General features: G+C 61.4%; 1 protein-coding gene. It reads right to left on the bottom strand.

Going from position 1 to position 438, the window contains the following annotated elements:
• Positions 1 to 373, bottom strand: a 373-nt coding sequence (locus tag HX855_RS32935; RefSeq protein WP_178948078.1) for an AvrE-family type 3 secretion system effector, incomplete at its 3' end; no start/stop codon positions are given.
• Positions 374 to 438 lie beyond the last annotated feature (65 nt).

Below are 438 nucleotides of genomic sequence, written 5' to 3' on the forward strand. Positions count from 1 at the left end.
GTTGCGCCGCAGACTTGCTGTCTTTTTCCACCTTGGCCAGTGCTTCACTGATGGCCTTGGCCAACGCCTCGCGCGGCCCCGACTGGCTCAGGGTTTCCAGGCGCGACTGAATATCGCCGGGAACCGGCCTGGCCTGGGAAAGCGCCTTGAGTTGCTCGTGCAGGTGTTTGTTTTCGGTGTAGACGCTTTCCAGGCCCTGGCGACCGGTGAAGTGATGCTGAATGCCCTTGCCCATTTCCTTGAGGCTGTCCAACGGATGAAAGTGCGCGTTCACCCCTGCGAAAAAACCGCGCTTGAGCGGAACACCTTCAGTGGTCTGACCCAGCACGTTACTGGTGGCGGACAGTGCGCCACCGGGAAACTGGGTGCGCATTTGGGCGCCTGCCAGGGTCTCGGTTAATAACTGACCAGGGGCGGACGATGCCGATGGCACCGGCC

It is taken from the genome of Pseudomonas sp. IPO3778, from assembly GCF_013386825.1.
Lineage (GTDB): Bacteria > Pseudomonadota > Gammaproteobacteria > Pseudomonadales > Pseudomonadaceae > Aquipseudomonas.